Below are 20,198 nucleotides of genomic sequence, written 5' to 3'. Positions count from 1 at the left end.
CCCAGGTCATAAGGGGCATGATGATTTGACGTCATCCCCACCTTCCTCCGCATTGTCTGCGGCAGTCTCGCTAGAGTGCCCAACTGAATGATGGCAACTAACAATAAGGGTTGCGCTCGTTGCGGGACTTAACCCAACATCTCACGACACGAGCTGACGACAACCATGCACCACCTGTCACTTTGTCCCCGAAGGGAAAATCCTATCTCTAGGATGGTCAAAGGATGTCAAGACCTGGTAAGGTTCTTCGCGTTGCTTCGAATTAAACCACATGCTCCACCGCTTGTGCGGGTCCCCGTCAATTCCTTTGAGTTTCAACCTTGCGGTCGTACTCCCCAGGCGGAGTGCTTAATGCGTTTGCTGTAGCACTGAAGGGCGGAAACCCTCCAACACTTAGCACTCATCGTTTACGGCGTGGACTACCAGGGTATCTAATCCTGTTTGCTCCCCACGCTTTCGAGCCTCAGCGTCAGTTACAGACCAGAAAGCCGCCTTCGCCACTGGTGTTCCTCCATATATCTACGCATTTCACCGCTACACATGGAATTCCGCTTTCCTCTTCTGCACTCAAGTCTCCCAGTTTCCAATGACCCTCCCCAGTTAAGCCGGGGGCTTTCACATCAGACTTAAAAGACCGCCTGCGCTCGCTTTACGCCCAATAAATCCGGACAACGCTTGCCACCTACGTATTACCGCGGCTGCTGGCACGTAGTTAGCCGTGGCTTTCTGGTTAGATACCGTCAAGGGATGAACTTTCCACTCTCATCCTTGTTCTTCTCTAACAACAGAGTTTTACGATCCGAAAACCTTCTTCACTCACGCGGCGTTGCTCGGTCAGACTTGCGTCCATTGCCGAAGATTCCCTACTGCTGCCTCCCGTAGGAGTCTGGGCCGTGTCTCAGTCCCAGTGTGGCCGATCACCCTCTCAGGTCGGCTATGCATCGCAGCCTTGGTAGGCCGTTACCCCACCAACTAGCTAATGCACCGCGGGTCCATCCATCAGTGACGTAAAAGCGCCTTTCATCCATCTACCATGCGGTAAATGGAATTATGCGGTATTAGCACCTGTTTCCAAGTGTTATCCCCCGCTGATGGGCAGGTTACCCACGTGTTACTCACCCGTTCGCCACTCATTTTCTTTCGGTGTAGCAAGCTACGGTGAAAGAAAATGCGTTCGACTTGCATGTATTAGGCACGCCGCCAGCGTTCGTCCTGAGCCAGGATCAAACTCTCATAAAAAGTATTGATAAGTCATAAATGACTTTAAGCTCAAAATTGATTTTGCTAGCTATTGCTTGCATGTATTTTTCTTTAGTTCACAATAAACTAAAGACCCTACACATTGGTTGTTTGCATTTATTTGTTCAGTTTTCAAAGGTCTACTTTGTCGTTTAGCAACAACTCTTATATTATACTCAAGTCTCAACAGTTTGTCAAGAACTTTTTTGAAATATTTTTAAGTTGTCACTCGTTAAATCAGCGGCTTTCATATCATAACAAACGTTCAATTCATTGTCAAGCTTAATTTTCAAAAACTTTAAAACGTATTTTAAAACGTATTGAAAGTTTATTTTATTTAGCCATTTGATTTCAGCGACTTTGTTAGAATATCACGAATTAAATGAAGCGTCAAGCAATTTTTGCGAAAAAACTTTCAAAAAATTTTCAACAAAAAGATTGTATATTTTCATATCTATTAAAAAACCTTCCCACTAGTATAGTAGGAAGGCTCAGATTTATCATCTATTCATTTACTTATTTTTCTTCATAAACATTTAAGATGATTTGTTTCAATTCAGAAACTAATGGTTCTTTAGGGTTAGCAGTTGTACATTGGTCTTCGTAAGCTAATTCAGCCATACGGTCAATTGTTGAATCTAAAACTTCTTGCGTAACTCCTTGTGCTTTCAAGTTCATCTTGATACCTACACGACAGCCTAAATCATATACAGCAGTCGCTAAAGCTTCTACTAATTCTTCCGTTGTTTCACCAGGTAAACCTAAGAATTTTGCAATGTCTGCATAGTCTGTATCAGCGCGGAAGTAATCATATTTAGGGAACATCGCATGTTTTTGTGGATCTTTGGCATTGTAACGGATAATTTCTGGCAATAGAATCGCATTTGTACGTCCATGTGGAATACCATATTCTCCACCAATTTTATGAGCGATTGAGTGAGAAATACCTAGGAATGCATTTGCAAAGGCCATACCAGCCATTGTAGAAGCATTATGCATTTTTTCACGTGACTCTAAATCAGGGTTTTTCACTGATTTTTCTAAGTAATCAAAGACAATCTTAATTGCTTGTAAGCTTAATCCACGAGTATAATCAGATGCCATTACTGAAACATACGATTCGATCGCGTGAGTTAATACGTCCATACCAGTATCTGCTGTAACTGATGCAGGAACAGTCATGACAAATTGTGGGTCAACAATTGCAATATGTGGTGTTAATGCATAGTCAGCCAATGGATATTTAACGTGTGTATCACTGTCAGTAATAACGGCAAATGGTGTCACTTCAGAACCAGTACCTGATGTTGTTGGGATACATACAAATTTCACTTTTTCAGCCACCGGAATCTTGTAAGTACGTTTACGGATATCTAAGAATTTTTGTTTAGCGCCAAAGAATGAAGTATCTGGATGTTCAAAGAATAACCACATTGCTTTAGCCGCATCCATTGCAGAACCACCACCAAGCGCGATAATTGTATCAGGTTGGAAGTCTACAATCATTTCTAATCCTTTGTAAACAGTGTTTGTTGAAGGGTTTGGTTCAACATCTGAGAACACTTCTACTTTTACATCATTGCGACGACGGTTTAACACACCACGAACGATATCCGCATAGCCGAATTGAACCATACCAGGGTCACAGATTAACATTACGCGTTCAACATTAGGCATTTTTTCTAGATATAATAGAGCATTCTTTTCAAAGTAGATTTTTGGTGGTAATTTGAACCATTGCATGTTATTTCTCCGTTTCGCTATAGTTTTTACGTTAATCAAGTTAACGGCTGATACGTTTCTAGATACAGAGTTCTTACCGTATGAACCACAACCTAGAGTAAGTGAAGGAATCATTTCATTATAGATATCCCCAATACCACCGACTGCAGATGGGTTATTGACTAAGATACGGCAAGCTTTCATGCGTAAACCAAATTTCACTTGTAAATCTTCGTCTTCTGTATGGATCACAGCTGTATGTCCTAAACCACCTAGGTTCAACATTCCTTCACATAGTTCAAAACCATGTTCAGTGCTGTTGGCTTTAACCATTGCTAAAACTGGTGATAATTTTTCACGTGATAGTGGATAATCAGGACCTACACCGTCTAATTCAACAATTAACATTTTTGTATCGCTTGGCACTTCAATACCGGCCCATGCAGCAATTTCACGAGCATGATGACCAACAATTTTTGGATTAACCGCAGTTTTTGCTTCGTTCATCACCACAGCTTCTAATTTTGCCACTTCATTTGGTTTCACAAAGTAAACATTGTGAGCGGCAAATTCAGCTTTCACTTCATCGTAAACTTCTTTATCAACAATAACTGCTTGTTCAGAAGCACAAATCATACCATTATCAAATGTTTTAGATAAAATTAAGTCATTAACAGCACGTTTGATTTTAGCTGTTTTTTCAATGTATGAAGGTACATTACCAGGACCTACACCTAAAGCAGGTTTACCAGTTGAGTAGGCTGATTTAACCATGCCGGCACCACCTGTTGCTAATACAGTGGCAACTCCTGGATGATTCATTAATGTTTGTGTTGCTTCAATTGATGGGTGTTCAATCCATTGAATGCAATCTTCAGGTGCCCCAGCTTTAATGGCTGCATCACGAACAATACGTGCTGCTTCAGCTGAACATTTTTGAGCACTTGGGTGGAATGCAAAGATAATTGGGTTTCTAGTCTTCAAAGCAATTAATGATTTGAAGATTGTTGTTGAAGTTGGGTTAGTTGTTGGTGTTACCCCACAAATAACGCCGACTGGTTCAGCAACTTCAATTAAACCTTTTTGTTTATCTTCGTTAATGACACCAACTGTTTTATCATGTTTAATATTGTTCCAGATATATTCAGAAGCATACATATTTTTGATTGCTTTATCTTCATATACCCCGCGTCCTGTTTCTTCAATTGCCATTTTTGCTAATAGCATGTGTTTATCTAATGCAGCAATGGCACCTTGGTGTACAATGTAATCTACTTTTTCTTGATCAAAATCACTCATTTTTTCTAGCGCTACATTTGCCTTAGCTGCTAGTTCATCAATGACTGCTTGTACATCATTTGTTTTTACTTCTTCTACTACTGTTTCATTTTTCTTAGCCATATGGTTCCTCCTGCGCCTTCGCATAATTTTTTTGTTAACCATTTCACACGTTTAATATACAACAGCAGATAAGATTTGTAAATAGATTTCTGTGATTTTATTCACGGTTTTTATAAATATATCAAACTACAGATATATCTATCAACAAAAACACCTATATATAAACCCTTTTAGACAAAATAAAATATCATAATATTTAATTGATAATTGTTATCACTTTTATTTTACTTTTTACATCTGTATTTAAACAACTTCCGAACAATTGAAAATCTTTTCACATTTTCAGGTAATTTTCAATTTGTTTGGCAATCTCATCCACCATTTAGCCTCGTATCCAGTTTCTGTTCGTAGGCTTGTCGACTTTGCTACACCGCTTTTTCCCCCTAGGCATTACTGCTGTCGGCTGGCACTTCGCTACACTTGGCGGTAAATACCCGTGTCTGGACTTACACCAGAAAGAAATTGCACCATACTTGGTACACCAAAAAAAGGCTGACAAATTCGTTCTTGAATCTTTCAGCCTTTTCTACAGCTCTATTAAGCAAATTATTCTTTTTCTTCTGTTTCTTCTACCGTTTCAGTAGTTGTTTCTTCATTTTGAACAGTAGTTGGTGCCGTCACTGTACGAATCGCATTACGATCAAATTCTAAGATGACCCCTTCGCAATCGATGTCCACAGTATTTGCTGATTCATTAATCGCAGCAATCACTCCATGAAGACCTCCGATAGTTACTACTTTGCTACCTGGTTTCATATTATTTAGTAATTCTTCTCTTTGTTGTTGTTGTTTCTTTTGTGAACGAGACATGAAAAACATCATCCCACCAAAAAGAATCAACATAGGTAAAATTGATATTAAATTCAAATTCTAACATTTCCTTTCTTTTCACTGATACAAACTTATTCTATCATATCTAGAAATTTTTTGCATTAGCTTTATTAAATCCATATTCTTCAAAGAAATACTCTCTGAATTCCAATAAGTTATCATTCATAATCGCTTCTCGAACTTGTTTCATTAAGTTCAATAAAAAGTATAGATTATGATAAGAAGTTAAGCGTAACCCAAACGTTTCATCACATTTAATCAAGTGACGGACATAAGCACGGGTATAGTTGCGACAAGTATAGCAATCGCATTTTTCATCGATTGGGCGGAAATCTTCAGCATATTGCGCATTTTTTACCACCAATCGTCCCTTAGAAGTCATGCAAGTTCCATTACGGGCAATTCTAGTTGGTAAAACACAATCAAACATATCTACCCCACGAATCACGCCATCAATTAATGAATCTGGTGCACCAACTCCCATGAGATAGCGTGGTTTATTTTCAGGTACTAATGGTGTGGTAAATTCTAAGACGCGATTCATTTCTTCTTTACTTTCACCAACAGACAATCCACCAATAGAATAACCTGGGAAATCAAGACTAACCAAATCACGGGCGCTTTGACGGCGTAAATCTTCAAATCCGGCACCTTGAATAATTCCAAATAAACCTTGACGATCTGGATTCTTATGCGCTTTTAAGCCACGTTCTGCCCATCTTGAAGTACGTTCGATGGATTTTTTCACATAATCATAGCTTTCATTAAAAGGCGGACACTCATCAAAACTCATCATGATATCTGAGCCTAATTTATTTTGAATATTGATCGCTTTTTCCGGGGATAAGAAAAGCGGTGAACCATTTAAATGATTTTTAAAATGGACGCCCTCTTCTTCAATATTACGCATATCAGCTAATGAGAATACTTGGAAACCGCCTGAATCCGTTAAAATTGGTTGGTCCCAATTCATGAACTTATGCAATCCACCGGCTTTTTCGACTAAATCTTCTCCGGGACGTAACCAAAGATGATACGTATTACTCAAAATGACACCGGCACCCATTTCTTTCAATTCTTCTGGTGACATGGTTTTCACTGTAGCTAAAGTTCCCACTGGCATAAACATTGGGGTCGGGAAAATACCATGAGGCGTAATCAATTCACCTAAACGAGCCCCTGTATGTTTTTCTTTTTTAATCAAACGATATTTAATCGCTGGTTCTGACATCAAACATTTTCCTTTCTTTCTACTAATCATTCTGTATTACCCTATTCCAAATCGTCTTAATAGGTAAAAAAACTTGCACAACACCTTTAGGACCGATTGCAAAGTTAATGATATCGGTTCTCACAATGTTTTGCAAGTAATATTAAGTAACTTTAACCTTCCCAGCCAAAACACTCTAACTGAATTAACGCTGGAAACGGTGAGTCATCTTCGTGCTTGATCAAATCTTTTAACACCACTTTTTGTGTCACATGTTCCGTTAAATCAAACGCTTGAACCTCAGATGATTTCACCAACGACAAACTTTCGGAGCCATCATCAAAAACCAAAGTCGCTTGTGTCCAATAAGAATCATGTGGAAAATCAGCACGTAACACCAAATGGCAACGGTTAATTTTCACCTTACGTCCAAAGTCAATCGTTAATTGCGCATCCGATTGTTGGTTAATCCCCCATGATTGGAATGGATATTTGCCATGGCCCAGACTCGCATAACCACCATCAATTGTATTTTTTGCAAAAAAGACAGATTCACCACGCGTTTCAACATTTGCACTAGCATGTGGATAAGCACCAGACGCTTGTTCCTGGTCATGTGGATTATAGGTCAAATTCTTATATTGTTCTATTTCAAAATCATAAGCCTTACGCACATAAACGCTATGATTGTTAGCTAAAAATAGATTTTCCGGCGAGGCCAAACGCTTTTCTTCGGCAAACAAAATTGGAAAACTCCAAGTATCATTAGGAATATACATCAGCGTTGGTGGTAAACATTCATCCATCTTAACGATAAAGTACTTTCCTTCATCAACTAATTCGACTTCAAAATAATCACCTTCGTTATAGGCATATTCTTTCCAACCTAAGGAAGCCATTCCTTCTCCTACAGCAGTTAACGTAATCAAACGCTCTTGCTTATAATAATACTCCACAATTTCATTTTGTTTATTTTTTAAATGTATTTTAATCAAAACAATTCCTCCATTTTCTACATTTCATCCTACCATATTTTTCATGACAGAAAAAATGTATCCCAGCTTTGCACTAAGATACACTTTAGCTTAATTTTTAATATGCCGAACTTGATAATGAAACTGATCGGCTCTAGCAACACTTAGCGTATATTCGATAACTTCATTATCAATATTATAAGTTGTTCGTACCAAATTCAAAACAGCAGATCCTTCTTTGATTTCAAGATAAGCCATATCTTTATTGCGCACGATACTTGCATAAAATTCTTCATCGGCGATATGAACCACCTGCTGATAATCCTGCGAAAACAAGTCATATAAAGGCTTAGTTTCCAGTAAAGCTTGCGTTAGATTCCAAAATTTTTTGACAGGTAGATAAGTCCGTTCCAACATCATCGGCTCATCATCAGCTAGGCGCAATCGTTTCATCTTATATAAAGGCTCGCCTAATGAAACTTGCAATTTATTGGCAAAATATTTATTGGCTTCTATCGTTTCAAATTCTAAAATGACCGTTTTAGGCGTCTTACCTAATGCTTTGGTCTGTTCTGTGAAACTATAAGCACTCGTAATATTTTTAGCAGACTTAGATAAATCAGATACATAGGTTCCTTTACCATGCCGTCTGTAGATATAGCCCATTTTCTCTAATTCCTGCAATGCTAAACGTACTGTGGTGCGACTTAATCCATATCGATTGGATAATTCACGTTCAGATTCTAATTTTGTATTTGGTTCTAATTCCGTTTCAATCTTTTCTTTTAATAAATCAACCAATTGATCATACAACGGCTGCTTACTATTAAACATCGCCACCATCTCATTTGCTCCTTTCTCCTTTATTCAACAGTAGTATAACAGATTGCACGAAAAAAGTATAAGACTATATATAGCAAAAAAGCTAATTTTCCTTTACAAACTCGAAAATAAGAATGTAAACGAGAACTAGCTTTCAATCCTAATAAATTACAATTTCACCGGTGTCGCAGTTACCTTTAATACTTCATTTAATTCTTCAATATTTTTGCGTCCTTGTGTTTGTAACCAGTCTCTTACTTGTGCCTCGTCTCCTGTAACAAAAGGTTTCACACCATCTGCCCAAGTCGCACGTCCGCATAACACACCATTAAAGGTTGAACCTGCATCATGAGCAAAACGTAAAGTATCTTGGAATAAGCTAGCTGACACACCGGCACTTAAGAAGATAAATGGTAAATTGGTTGCTTCACTTTGTTCTTTAAAGTACTTCGCAGCTTCTTCTTTGGTATAAACGACTTCACCTTTTGCAAAGCCCTCGACATATTTCATATTGACTGGAACTTCCACTTTCAATACATCCACTTGATAACGTGGTTTTGAAAATTCTTTCATCATTTCAATTACCTTATGTGGTTTCACTTTAGCAAATTCTTTAGAGCCATTATCCGCATTGTTCGCATCATAAGAAAGCAATTCTAAATAAAATGGCATTTCTTCTGCGGCACATTCACTACCAATTCTTTCCACGAAGGCATGTTTTTGTTCATTAATTTCTTTATCTTCATCTACATCATAGTAAAGCAAGAATTTAACGGCATCGGCTCCTTGTTCTTTGATACGTTTCGCTGACCAAACAGATAATAAATCTGGTAAACGTCCAGGAACTGTTGCATCATACCCGGTTTTTTCATAAGCAATAAGTAATCCGCTATTTTCAGCACGTACTTTACTTGCTGGTAAACCATATTCTGGATCGAGCAAAATAGAGGAGGCATAAGGCGTCAATTCTTCACTGACTAACTCTTTAAAGCGTTCAATATCTCCTGCTTTAGGTTCAAAATCTAGGGCTTTCATCATTTTCTTCAAAGCCCCTCTTTGGTCAATAGCTAAAGCAGCGATAATTCCATCTTCGCTCATTAAATTTTTCATTGCTTTTGTTTTTCCTGCTGTTAAAGTCATTTTCTTTTCATTCCTCTTTTCAAAACTAATGTCTTATGCTTGATATTCATGAATGGTTACACCTTTTACCACCCGATTAACGGTACCTGTTGGCGAAGGTGTGTCTGGTAAGTTGCCAATCTTGACAGAAGTAAGTAAGGCAATAGTTTGTGCAAAAACAATATATGGTAACACTAAATAACCACTTGGTAAGACTACTTTTGAATCAAAGACAAACGATTGACCTTCATAATTCAAATCATTTTCTTGGGTCAACGCAGTCACTTGTTTAGCAATACCATCGCGATAAATTTCATTTAAGATATCCACATCGTATTGGCGCGTATAAGGTTGATTGTTTACAAACCCGAATACCAACGCTTTTTCATTGATAAACGATTTTGGCCCATGACGAAATCCCATGGAAGAATCAAAGACGGTCGCAATTTTTCCAGCAGTTAATTCAAGCACTTTTAATTGCGCTTCTCTTGTTAAGCCAGCTAAACAACCAGAGCCCAAGTAGATAATTCTTTCAAATGGTTGATCGACAATAGCTTGTAAAGTCGCTTCATTATCATAAACTTGATTAGCCATCACTTCTGCTTGACGAACATAGTCTTGCTTTTCTTCTAAAGCGGCTTGGTCAAATAATAGTAAAGTCGCTAAATACATACAACTGAAGCTTCCCGTCATCGCAAAACCAGCATCATTAGAACGTTCTGGCATCAAGAAAACATAGCTGTGTTCATCCTTTTGGCATAATTGCGCTAATTGTCCTTCTTTCGCACAAGTAATCGCCAAATGATAGCAATCTTTGACCAATTGATTCGCAAGTTTAACCGCTGCAATACTTTCAGGACTATTACCACTTCTAGCAAAAGAAACTAAAAGGGTAGGTTCATCAGGAAATAGATAATCCAACGGGCTAGCCACAATATCAGTTGTCGCATAACTATGGAAAATAAATCGATTCGTATCCGCTTTTTGATTTAAATAAGGCACCAAAGTATCTCCTACATATTGTGAAGTGCCCGCACCAGTGAAAATCACGCGCACACGACCATTGATTTGACTAATAAATTCTTTGATTGCTTTTTCTTGAGCTGTAAAACTTGCTAATAATTCTTCCCATAATTCAGGCTCTTGATGAATTTCGCGAGTCGTAATTTCAGCTCCTAATTTTTCTAATTCTTCTTTTGATAATTGGAACATAATAATCCTCCCACTCTTTAAAAATAAGAGTCGCAGTTTAGAAAAAGGATGACTTGAATGCACAACTTTCTAAACTGCGACCTTTTAAAATCCTTTATTCATCCTCATCGTCTGAATCTTGTAAGATGATTTCATTAATATGATGAATATTATCTTTACCATATCCAACTAAATCTACTTCTTGATCAAGTAGCACACCGTTTAAAAAGCCAATCACCATCGGCATATTCATTCCGGCATAACATTGGATATCTTGTCCTTCTAAAATCATTTTTGATATGACATTTGCTGGTGTTCCCCCGAGTAAATCAGCTAAAACAACATAGTCATCAAGATCTTTCACTGCATTTTCGAATTTTTCGCGAAACTCAGCTTGTCCTTCTTCTGGTAAGAAACAAACCGTATGGATACAATCTTGTGACCCCATAATCATTTCTGTTGATTTTTTCAATTCCTCAGCAAATTTGCCATGACTAATTAATACTAATTGCTTCATTATTTCATACCAAATAAGAAGTAACCGGCAGCAGAGCACCCTAATGCAAGCAAGATAATAATTAAAATTGCTTTAGTTGAAGTCATGCCTTTACGTCCTAAAATCCAGAAGATAAATCCTGTGAAGACTGCTGGCACTAAGCGAGGGAAAATCATATTAATTAAATCTTGAATATCAATGACTTTATCACCGATAGCAGGTTTCCATGAAATATCAAAGTTAATCATTGTTGCGATTAATGCTCCAACCATGAATACCCCCATCACTGAAGCGGCATCCACTAAAGCAGATAATTTATCACGCATGGTGGTTACTAATTTAACCCCTTCTTTATACGCGAATTCTAATTGTTTCCAACGGAAGACGTCAATTGCAACAGTCACAGCTACCCATAATAAGACACCCCATGGTTGACCTTGGATGGCTAAAGTCGCAGCGATTGAACCCATAATAGCTGGGACTAATGATCCAAAAATAGAGTCCCCGATTGGTGCGAATGGTCCCATCAAACCTGTCTTAATACCGTTGACAGCGTCTTTTGATTCCACGCCATCTGTTTCTTCTAACGCTAAATCAATACCAGTAATGATTGTATGGAAGAAGTTAGAAGTATTAAAGAATTGAGTATGCAATTTCATCATTTCTTTTAATTCTGGTGTACCATCGCCATACATTTTTCTTAATTGTGGCAAAATGATATATAGATAACTTGAACCTTGCATACGTTCATAGTTCCAACCTAATTGGAAAGTGAATAAACTACGCTTGTTAATTTGCGTAAAATCTTCTTTGGTTAATTTATAGTTAGATTTCGTCATCTTCAATTTCCCCACTTTCTGATGTATTTGAAGCAGTTGGTGCAGCTGGCGCATTATTCTTACGTTGTGTTTCATTGTAACGTAATACAGCTAAGAATAAACCAATGACAGCTATACCAATCATAGGTAATGTCTTGAATGCACCACCGTTGAAGTCTTTCACCACACCTGCTACAGCGCCACCTAAAGTTTGGATATTACTAAAGATGACTGTTAGCATGGCTGTTAAACCAAAACCTAAAGCTAAGTAGTGTAAGTTACGTTTAATTGGTAAGTAGTGAAGTAAGATAGCAAACCCTAGACCAGGTAACATTCTAGCAGCTAAAGTTAAACCATCTGCTAACCATTTCACATCATTGACAAAGTTAACCAATGTTTCTACTAAACCACTACCGAAAGCTAATGCAAGGAAGACTGGTAAGGCACGAGATAATGCCCAAGGAACCGCACCTAGCAAGTAATTCCGTTCAATTCCTTTATAGTCAAATCTTTCAACCGCAGCATCGATTCTATGTGCAAAGAATGTAGTTGAGAAACGTCCTAAGATATCTGTATAAACAAGTAAAGCAGCAACTGGTACGGCAATGGTTGAGATTGCGATTTCAGGATCAATTCCTTGTGCTACTGAAAAGGCTGTAGCTAAAACTGCCCCAGAAGTCGCATCGATTCTTGACGCACCCCCAAATGTACCAACACCTAAAACTACGAGTTGCAAGCCCCCACCGATGATTAAACCAGTTTTCATATCGCCCATAATTAAACCAGAAATAAGTCCTGCGAATACTGGAGAACCTGCTGATGACACAATCGTCAACTCATCACAGATTTGATAAGCTGAGTACAACGTTAATAATAGAATTTGCCACCAATGAATCATAAGAAAACTCCTCCTTTATCATTTTCACTATTTCACTTTGGCTAACAATGGCATGAAGTCTTTTGCTGTATCTCCAGGAACCATTTGTGCATATAAATGAACTCCTTTAGCATCAAGCGCTTCAAATGCCTCAATATCTTTGTCCACGACATTAATACTACGAGTAACTTGTCTGGTTTCTGGCGTTTGTGACATATTGCCGACATTTAATTCTTTCAATGGCACGCCATATTCCACAAGTCTTAAGAAGCGGTCTGGATATCGTGCAACAATCAATAATCGTTGAGAATCATATTTGCCCGCAAGAATATTATTTGCTGCCTTTTCCACTGGCAAGATACTTAATTTAACTCCAGCTGGACATGCAAGTTTCAAACCACTTTTTTCAATGTCATTTTGAGCAACTTCATCATCAATTACCATAATTCGACTAATATTTAATTTTGTTGTCCATAAATTTGCTACTTGACCATGAATCAATCGTCCATCAATTCGTGTACCAATAATTGCCATTACTATCGCCTCTCTTAATTAATAATCAATAATTGCTGTATTAGAAAAAACCAATTGCTCTTTGTATTTCCCTTCTGTCTCAAATAAGACAATTTCGTTTGCTCCCTCCTTTAGCCATTTTTGCGTCACATACAAAGATCGAAGTGGTCCTTTTTCCCAAAATCTACCAAGGTTATGCCCGTTGACAAAAGCAACTCCCTTACCAAAGCCACGCAAATCCAAGAATGTATCTTGCAGACGATCAACGTGGAAAGTATAGCGGTAAAAGCTAGGTAGCCCTTCTTTAAAAGCACCTTGGAAATCTACTTTAGAAACATCTTCTAAAGGTAGCGGATACATTTGCCAACGACCGACAAAATGTAAATCCACCATTACGCCTCGACCAATCCCTTTGCTTTGGGTCGGTGCAGTGAGTTTATATCCGTAATTCACGCGTCCCATATTTTCAACCAATAAACCAAGCGTGACTTTTTCACTTGGATAGGTGACCATAATCTCTTCGCCAATTTCTTCTTGATATTGCGTTGCCACTAATTCTTGGTTCATAAATAATTGCATACGGTCACGCGCATCTATCACGCGAATTTTTTCTTCATCCTGTTTATCGCGTAAAAGTTCGGTTTGATAATAGATATATCCTGTATTTTGTCCCAAGCTTTCCATATTACATGGATAAAAACTTTGGTGCACTTGACTCAGCGTGTCTAATGTCGCCGTCAAATTCACACATTCATTTAACTGAGCTGCTGGATAAGTACCCATTTGTTTGACTAGCGGCTGCGCATAAAAGTTATCTGGAAATTCAGCTTGCATCGCCTTTTGAAGCAAGTGATATTTTGCTGTTGGATTACCTGCCTCATCTAAAATTGCATCATAATCATAAGACGTCACTTGCGGCAAATCTCTTTGACCACGCGCTGAACAACCATTCATAAAACCATAATTGGTGCCGCCATGAAACATATATAAGTTGATACTACCTTGTTTGATAACTTCCATCACCGAATCAACCAATTCTTGTGGATCACGCTTGATAATGGAATCTCCCCAACGATTGAACCAACCATCCCAAAATTCCATACACATCAACGGCCACTTCTTATGATGTAAGTCAAAGAATGCTTGCATCATCTGAAAATTTTCTGTTCCTTTTGAGCCGAAATTTCCAGTAACCAATATATCCTCTTCTATCAAACTACCTGCTCTTAAGGTTGCTTGCCAGGGACCATCGGAGGTAAAATAAGGACTCGTAATCCCAAATTCATCCATCATCATCTTCAATACTTTCAAATAGGCCTTATCTTCCCCATAAGAACCATATTCATTTTCGATTTGAAACATTAAGATATTTCCGCCATGATTCAGTTGATGTCGGGCTAATTTAGGAATTAATTCTTTATAGTAATTACGAACCAGTCTTAAATAACCAACATCTGAACTTCTCACACGCACGTTTGCTTGTAGTAACCACGCAGGCAAGCCCCCAAACTCCCACTCTGCGCAAATGAACGGTGAAGGACGAACAATGGCATATAGGCCCAATTCTTGTGCTAAATCTAAGAAGCGTTCAATATCTAACTGGCCTTCCCAACAAAATTTGCCTGGCTGTGCTTCATGCAAATTCCATGGAATATAAGTTTCCACCGTATTAAATCCTAAAGCTTTCAAATTATATAAGGAGTGGTACCAATCATCGGGATGTACCCGGAAATAATGAATGGCGCCAGATAGAATCTTAAACGGTTGACCATCTAAATAAAATTGATCGGCTATCTTAAATTCTCTCACTTTAAATCCCCCTAACTGGTAGTAACCACAATACAAATATAAGCGTTTTCTAGTGTTTTTTCAAGGGTTTATCGGTGTTTTTTTTAAATACTGGTATTATTTTTCATTGTGGAACCCATCCCAATATTATTTAATACATTCTCAATTTTTGTTTATCGTTAATTTGGAGCGCATGATACATTGTGATGATTAAACAAAAGTATGAAAAAAATTATTCTAAAAAAATCAAAAAAATAGAGCAATTTTTGCTTGATTCACACAAAAATTGCTCTAAATAGTTAATATGTGGATTCTTTCCAATGAATTTCGCAATCTAGTATCCGTTGATTGGTGGTATTATCCGTCCCTTCTATTTGATCAATCAACATGTTCATCGCTTCTTGACCTTCACGATAAGCTGGCTGCACAATGGTTGTCACAGTAGGTGAAGAAAAACCACTCCATTCAATATTGTCAAAACCGATTAAACCAACTTGCGGCATCTTAAGTTGTAATTCTTTCATCGCGGAAAAAACAATCGGTAAGGCCCAACAATTCGGTATAAATACTAAGACTTTCGTTAAATCATTGGTATGCTTTAATAAAAATGCTTTTATTTTCTCAATATCTGGATCATTATCCTCAATAATTAACTGCTCATAAGGCACTTTTAAATCCTCTACCGAATTAACAAAACCTTGTGAACGTTCAATACGCGTACTCAAGCGGTTAGGATCAGCCGTAATCATCAAAAATTTTTGATATCCCTTTTCATGATAGCAGGCTTGCATCGTATCATACACGGCATCATAATTATTAGTCTTGACCCAACTATTGCGATATTCATACAACTGACTATCAAAAAAGACTAATTTCTTACCATTTTCTTCCATGATATTCGTATATTTTCTAAAATGACTAGTCGGCTGAATGATAAAGCCATCTACATCTAGCCGCATCATACTATCAATATACTTGGACTCATCATCTTGTGAATAATTGCTATTGCCCATAATCATTTGATAGCCACGTTTTTTAGCCACACTCTCGGCACCTTTCACCAATAAATTAGAGAATGTATTGGTAATATCTCCAATTAATACACCGATTAATTTTGTCTGTTTATCATTTAAACTGCGCGCCAAAATGCTAGGGACATAGTTGGTTTCACGAATTACTTTCTCAATTCTGCGACGCGTATCCAAACTCATCCGATCATATTTTTGATTCAGGTAAAAGGAGACAATGGTTTTTGAAGTATTGGCAAGTTTGGCAATATCATTTATCGTTACTTTTTTCATCAAATCATCCCCTCCCTAACAATCTTTCTAAATATATTTTACAAAGAAACCGTTATCATTTCAACCGGTTTACTAGATTTTTATGATGTTTTCTTTGCCTAATGTTCGGATATAGCTAATTGTTCAGAAAGCTTGATTTCTATATGTTCTAAGTGCTTTATACTACCACCAAACAAACCGATTAGGCAGTGTTTTCCTGCTGCAATCTTGTTTTTTAATCCGCACATTACCGTTCTTGGATACAACACATTCGTATTCGGTGCGTTGGCAATCAAAAACGCCTCCTGATACCCTTGGATATTCTCACAGCAAATATGACCCATTTGACTGTGATAAGAGACTTTATTTTCCTCATTCTTTTCCGTAAAATGAGGTTCTTGCTGTACAGAAAAGCCCCCGTCATATAAATATAAAGGATAATCGCTTTGAATCTGATGAATACGCAGATGATAGCTACCCAGAGGAATAATCGTTGACTGAATCCAAACACCGATAAACGGCTGCCAAACTTGAATGGTACGATCTTCTAGTAGATGAAACTCGGTCACTTCTTCTTTCGTGACAAAATGACGATTATCCAGACTCACCGCTAACGTACTATCAAAGCCACCCTCTGCATAACCGATTGCTGATTTTGTCACAGAGAAGCCAAACTGCGTCGAATATACAAATTTGGCATACTTACTGATTCCCTGACTCTGGGATAGACTCCATTGAGCAACAGGATAACCTAAAAGCTGCTGACCATTATCCGTTTGTTGCAACATCATTCTAGCTGGTTTAATGACAATTGGTTGAGTGGGGTTATTTGTATGGAAATTTTCTGGCATAGACGCTTGCCAAAAAGGATGATTTTTAGGAATAGCTAAGATTAAGAAACTCTTCAATGACCAATATGGCGAACCAGGACCGTTATAACTTTCAGCCATGACCAAATTATCATACCCATAGCCAATACTTAAATAATGATGGTCTGTAAATATTTTTTCTTGCCACCAAAACGTAAAATGAGTGCTAATGATTTGTTTAATTTTTTGCCAGGGTAAAGCTTGGACATCGGCATAGACCAACGCTGAAAAAAAGGCTACTTGCGCAAAACGATAAGTCAAGCTGCGGCCAAAGGGTAATCCTCGCCCTTTTTCATCAAAATAATACTGAAAAGTCTGAGCAAATTGACACGCACGCTGCTTGATTTTTGCACAACGCTGTGTATCTACCGCCTGCATTTCTTTATAATAGAGCAAACTATAATAATGAAAAGCAAAGGCAATATAGTAATCACGTTTTTCTTTACGACCATCAAAATACCAACCTTGTGCGTCATAAAATGATTCAATAGCTAAAAAGTCGGCATCAATTTGGGTTTGTGAAAAGGCTTGATGACATTTACGCATCGCAATATGAATCAATATCCTGAAAAAATGCCAATTATTATGTGGTATATCACACGTATCCGCTAAAAGTAACCAATCGTGAAGTTGCTTTTGTTCCTGTGGTGATAAGACGTCCCAAAATTTTTCTTTAGCAAGTAAGATAGAGGTCGCAATCGCCGCCATTTCTACAATTAATTGCCGATCTTCTTGTGGATGCCCCCAATACTCTGGCGCAAGTGGATTGACCCCTTTGATTAAACCACGTAAATAACCGTGATAGATTTCTTCTAGCTCTTCATCTTCTTGTTGAGATAAAAGTGGCGCTAATCCCCATAACGGTCGCAAAAAAGCCTCTACCTCACTTGTTTTTTGTGTATAAGTTGTCCCTGTATTGCCTAAATGAATACGACCATTTTGCTGACTCTGATATTTTGCTTTTAAAGGGATTAAGATCTCTTTTAATGCTAGGATATAATCTTGACGCGTTTGAAAGTCTTGCATCATCCATTTACCTCTTTTCTTGATTGCTTTCTTGTATTATTTGACTGGAGCTAAACGACTCGCTTCATGCTTGTATACAAACGGCATCTAAATACGCTTTAGATAGCTTCTATACAAACAGAGAACTACTTAAATAGTAGTTCTCTGGATTTGCCCATTATGCTCTCTTTTTCAACGTAAACAATTGTGTTTTGTGAGATTTTTAATTCCACTAATGTTCCCTTAATGGAGACAATTTTACCATGAATGCCGTCTAAGAGAATGACTTCATCGCCTTTTTTCAAATTAGCTAAATATTCTTCTCTTTTTTCCATTTGTTCTTGCATTTCTTTTTGGTTGCGTCTTGCCCCCATCGCTTGTAAAAGACTAGGGATGACAGAAGTGACTGCAATGACAATTAATACAATAATTGTTAGTGTTTGTGTATTCATTATGCTAGGATTCCTAACCAGCTACCGATAATACCGATAACAATTGTTAAGAGCACAATTTTGTAAGTTGTCCATTTTTTCTTCTTAATTAACCAGTATACAAAGATTGTGAATAATGCTGGTAATAACGCTGGAGCAATTTTATCTAACATTCCTTGAATAGATACGATTTTTTGATCAGCACCTTCTTGTACTTTACCAGCAGCATACGTAATCGGTACAGTAATTTTGACGAAGGTTACGGCTAAACCAGAGATAACGGTAACCCCAATGATGTTTGCTACATGAGAAATAGTAGCCATTTGGTCACTTAATTTATCAATAACTTTGGTACCGAATTTATAACCATACATCCCCGTACCTAACTTGATAGAAGTTAAAATCAAGTTCATTGCAACAAAGAATAAGATTGGTCCTAAAGCTAAACCTTGTTGTGCTAAAGAAGCAGCGATTGTAGAAAGTAATGGTGCTAAGACGAATTGAGATAATGAATCACCAATACCTGCCAAAGGTCCCATTAACGCCATTTTAATACTACGAATTTCTTCTTCTGGACGATCATTTTCAAGCATTACTAAATGTAAACTTGTAATAAATGGTAAGAAGTGTGGGTTCGTATTATAGAATTCACAGTTATCTTCTAACGCTTTACATAAGGCTTTTTGGTCATTACCATAATGTTTTTTCAAGGCTGGATAAATGACATTCGCATACCCAATCCCTTGATAGTTGCTATAGTTAAAGCCATTTTGCAAGAAGAATGCACGTAAAGAAGTTACTAAATAGTCTTTTTTCGTTAATTTATTAGATCCAGTCATCTTGTTCGCCTCCTTGGTTATCTGTTGCAGCTACTGTTTTAGGTTGACGATAGTATTCCATTAACGCAAAGATTGTACCGATAATTGCGATTCCGATAATTGGAATTTGTAAGTATGCAGCACAAATATAGCCAAGTAATACGAATGGAATCAATTCTTTCTTCGCCATTACTGATAAAATCATCGCAAAACCAATTGCAGGAAGCATTTTACCAGCTAAACTTAAACCACTTAATAATACCGGTGGAATTAAATCAACTAATTTTAATAAAGTTTCCATTGAGTATGCACCCAAGAAACCAATCGCAAATCCCATCACAGCAAATACCCAAATAGTACCATTTGCATTCATTTTGAATTTGCCTATATTACCACTTTGTAATCCTTTAATTGCAGATTCAGGAGCTCCTGCACGAACAGTATAAGCAAAAGTTTGTAAGAATTGTACACCTACAGCGATTGGAGTAGATAACGCCAAAGCTGCTTCTGGTGTCACTTTACCGGCACTTGTAATAGCCATTAAAGTACCGAAAATACCAGGTCCAATTGGGTTAGGTGGTACAGTTCCCCCAGCACCAACACCAAATCCCATGTAAGCTAATTCACTGATTGCCCCCATCGCTAAGGCAGTAGGAAGATCTCCTAAGATAATCCCTACACCAAATGAAAGGATAATACAACGGTTTGTGTAAATTCCCAATAGTAAACCACTAAAACAGAATGCGGTCCACAAACCAATTAATAATGCTTGAATGATATTAATTTCCATATTC

The 20,198-nt window shown here is 37.6% G+C and carries 17 protein-coding genes and 1 rRNA gene (1 of these 18 only partly in view); all 18 read right to left on the bottom strand.

The genetic code is table 11. The annotated features are described in order from the left end of the window. Positions 1–1,239: ribosomal RNA gene (locus I567_RS06440) — 16S ribosomal RNA — on the bottom strand; it reaches 320 nt to the left of the window's first position. Between the two features lie 516 nt (positions 1,240–1,755). Next, positions 1,756–4,362, bottom strand: a complete 2,607-nt coding sequence (adhE, locus tag I567_RS06435; protein WP_016251441.1) for a bifunctional acetaldehyde-CoA/alcohol dehydrogenase — start codon at positions 4,360–4,362, stop codon at positions 1,756–1,758. 546 nt (positions 4,363–4,908) lie between these two features. Next, positions 4,909–5,220 (bottom strand): preprotein translocase subunit YajC, encoded by a 312-nt coding sequence (gene yajC, locus I567_RS06430; RefSeq protein ID WP_111736156.1) that lies wholly within the window; start codon positions 5,218–5,220, stop codon positions 4,909–4,911. Positions 5,221–5,278: 58 nt separating this feature from the next. After that, on the bottom strand, positions 5,279–6,424 hold the full coding sequence (gene tgt, locus I567_RS06425; RefSeq protein ID WP_016251439.1) for a tRNA guanosine(34) transglycosylase Tgt: 1,146 nt from the start codon (positions 6,422–6,424) through the stop codon (positions 5,279–5,281). Between the two features lie 152 nt (positions 6,425–6,576). Continuing rightward, positions 6,577–7,398 carry a hypothetical protein gene (locus I567_RS06420; protein ID WP_016251438.1) on the bottom strand — a complete coding sequence of 274 codons (822 nt, stop codon included), beginning with the start codon at positions 7,396–7,398 and terminating at the stop codon, positions 6,577–6,579. A 90-nt stretch (positions 7,399–7,488) separates the two neighbouring features. Next, complete coding sequence (locus I567_RS06415; protein WP_016251437.1) at positions 7,489–8,220, bottom strand: GntR family transcriptional regulator; 732 nt, start codon at positions 8,218–8,220, stop codon at positions 7,489–7,491. A 147-nt stretch (positions 8,221–8,367) separates the two neighbouring features. Further along, positions 8,368–9,339 carry a tagatose-bisphosphate aldolase gene (gene lacD, locus I567_RS06410; protein WP_016251436.1) on the bottom strand — a complete coding sequence of 324 codons (972 nt, stop codon included), beginning with the start codon at positions 9,337–9,339 and terminating at the stop codon, positions 8,368–8,370. Between the two features lie 33 nt (positions 9,340–9,372). After that, on the bottom strand, positions 9,373–10,530 hold the full coding sequence (locus I567_RS06405; RefSeq protein ID WP_016251435.1) for an SIS domain-containing protein: 1,158 nt from the start codon (positions 10,528–10,530) through the stop codon (positions 9,373–9,375). A 94-nt stretch (positions 10,531–10,624) separates the two neighbouring features. Then, on the bottom strand, positions 10,625–11,029 hold the full coding sequence (locus I567_RS06400; RefSeq protein ID WP_026209950.1) for a PTS sugar transporter subunit IIA: 405 nt from the start codon (positions 11,027–11,029) through the stop codon (positions 10,625–10,627). Continuing rightward, the gene (locus I567_RS06395) at positions 11,026–11,844 is read right to left on the bottom strand and encodes a PTS system mannose/fructose/sorbose family transporter subunit IID (RefSeq protein WP_016251433.1); all 819 of its coding nucleotides are present in this window, start codon (positions 11,842–11,844) and stop codon (positions 11,026–11,028) included. Before I567_RS06395 ends, I567_RS06400 begins: the two co-directional genes overlap by 4 nt. Next, the gene (locus I567_RS06390) at positions 11,831–12,721 is read right to left on the bottom strand and encodes a PTS mannose/fructose/sorbose/N-acetylgalactosamine transporter subunit IIC (RefSeq protein ID WP_016251432.1); all 891 of its coding nucleotides are present in this window, start codon (positions 12,719–12,721) and stop codon (positions 11,831–11,833) included. Before I567_RS06390 ends, I567_RS06395 begins: the two co-directional genes overlap by 14 nt. 27 nt (positions 12,722–12,748) lie before the next feature. Continuing rightward, entirely contained in the window at positions 12,749–13,234 is a 486-nt protein-coding gene (locus I567_RS06385; RefSeq protein ID WP_016251431.1) for a PTS system mannose/fructose/N-acetylgalactosamine-transporter subunit IIB, read from the bottom strand. A gap of 18 nt (positions 13,235–13,252) precedes the next feature. Then, a complete protein-coding gene (locus tag I567_RS06380; RefSeq protein ID WP_016251430.1) occupies positions 13,253–15,022 on the bottom strand; it encodes a glycoside hydrolase family 35 protein in 1,770 nt (589 codons plus the stop codon). Positions 15,023–15,300: 278 nt separating this feature from the next. Further along, entirely contained in the window at positions 15,301–16,305 is a 1,005-nt protein-coding gene (locus I567_RS06375) for a LacI family DNA-binding transcriptional regulator (RefSeq protein ID WP_026209949.1), read from the bottom strand. A gap of 95 nt (positions 16,306–16,400) precedes the next feature. Then, entirely contained in the window at positions 16,401–18,179 is a 1,779-nt protein-coding gene (locus I567_RS06370) for a DUF2264 domain-containing protein (RefSeq protein ID WP_018345326.1), read from the bottom strand. 122 nt (positions 18,180–18,301) lie between these two features. Beyond that, positions 18,302–18,607, bottom strand: a complete 306-nt coding sequence (locus tag I567_RS06365; RefSeq protein WP_016251427.1) for a preprotein translocase subunit YajC — start codon at positions 18,605–18,607, stop codon at positions 18,302–18,304. Next, entirely contained in the window at positions 18,607–19,425 is an 819-nt protein-coding gene (locus I567_RS06360; RefSeq protein WP_016251426.1) for a PTS system mannose/fructose/sorbose family transporter subunit IID, read from the bottom strand. The genes I567_RS06365 and I567_RS06360 overlap by 1 nt, the downstream gene beginning before the upstream one ends. Beyond that, positions 19,412–20,194, bottom strand: coding sequence for a PTS mannose/fructose/sorbose/N-acetylgalactosamine transporter subunit IIC (locus I567_RS06355; protein ID WP_016251425.1), 783 nt, complete (start codon positions 20,192–20,194; stop codon positions 19,412–19,414). The genes I567_RS06360 and I567_RS06355 overlap by 14 nt, the downstream gene beginning before the upstream one ends. Positions 20,195–20,198: the final 4 nt, after the last annotated feature.

The sequence above is a fragment of the Enterococcus cecorum DSM 20682 = ATCC 43198 genome (genome assembly GCF_000407565.1).
In the GTDB taxonomy this organism is placed as follows: Bacteria; Bacillota; Bacilli; order Lactobacillales; family Enterococcaceae; genus Enterococcus_E; species Enterococcus_E cecorum.
This window is presented reverse-complemented; position numbering and strand designations above follow the sequence as displayed.

Bases quoted from the DNA above. Each gene is read 5' to 3' on its own strand.
- adhE (WP_016251441.1), bottom strand. From the start codon at position 4,362: ATGGCTAAGAAAAATGAAACAGTAGTAGAAGAAGTAAAAACAAATGAT.
- tgt (WP_016251439.1), bottom strand. From the start codon at position 6,424: ATGTCAGAACCAGCGATTAAATATCGTTTGATTAAAAAAGAAAAACAT.
- I567_RS06415 (WP_016251437.1), bottom strand. From the start codon at position 8,220: ATGGTGGCGATGTTTAATAGTAAGCAGCCGTTGTATGATCAATTGGTT.
- lacD (WP_016251436.1), bottom strand. From the start codon at position 9,339: ATGACTTTAACAGCAGGAAAAACAAAAGCAATGAAAAATTTAATGAGC.
- I567_RS06405 (WP_016251435.1), bottom strand. From the start codon at position 10,530: ATGTTCCAATTATCAAAAGAAGAATTAGAAAAATTAGGAGCTGAAATT.
- I567_RS06395 (WP_016251433.1), bottom strand. From the start codon at position 11,844: ATGACGAAATCTAACTATAAATTAACCAAAGAAGATTTTACGCAAATT.
- I567_RS06390 (WP_016251432.1), bottom strand. From the start codon at position 12,721: ATGATTCATTGGTGGCAAATTCTATTATTAACGTTGTACTCAGCTTAT.
- I567_RS06385 (WP_016251431.1), bottom strand. From the start codon at position 13,234: ATGGCAATTATTGGTACACGAATTGATGGACGATTGATTCATGGTCAA.
- I567_RS06370 (WP_018345326.1), bottom strand. From the start codon at position 18,179: ATGATGCAAGACTTTCAAACGCGTCAAGATTATATCCTAGCATTAAAA.
- I567_RS06365 (WP_016251427.1), bottom strand. From the start codon at position 18,607: ATGAATACACAAACACTAACAATTATTGTATTAATTGTCATTGCAGTC.
- I567_RS06360 (WP_016251426.1), bottom strand. From the start codon at position 19,425: ATGACTGGATCTAATAAATTAACGAAAAAAGACTATTTAGTAACTTCT.
- I567_RS06355 (WP_016251425.1), bottom strand. From the start codon at position 20,194: ATGGAAATTAATATCATTCAAGCATTATTAATTGGTTTGTGGACCGCA.